We start from the raw sequence: 242 nt of genomic DNA on the forward strand, positions 1-242 counted from the left end.
GGCCGATCGACCACACGAGCCATTTCGGCAGGATACGCCGCGGGATCGGGTAGTCGGCGCCATACCGTTCGAGCAGCGTCGCCGCCATCGCCGGCAGGCTCGTGTTGTGACCCGACACGATGTAGCGGCCGTTCGCGTCCGGCAGGAACGCGGCCCGCAGGTGCGCGTCGGCGACATCGCGGACGTCGACCGCGCCCATGCCGAGATCCGGCACGCCCATTTTCATCGTGCCGTCGCCCATC

Annotated in this window: 1 pseudogene; it reads right to left on the reverse strand. The window is 69.4% G+C overall.

Going from position 1 to position 242, the window contains the following annotated elements:
* Positions 1 to 242 (reverse strand): annotated as a pseudogene (locus SB751_RS34540) (diaminohydroxyphosphoribosylaminopyrimidine deaminase); the annotation flags it as partial.

The organism is Cupriavidus sp. SIMBA_020 (assembly GCF_046535395.1).
Classification (GTDB): Bacteria; Pseudomonadota; Gammaproteobacteria; order Burkholderiales; family Burkholderiaceae; genus Cupriavidus; species Cupriavidus campinensis.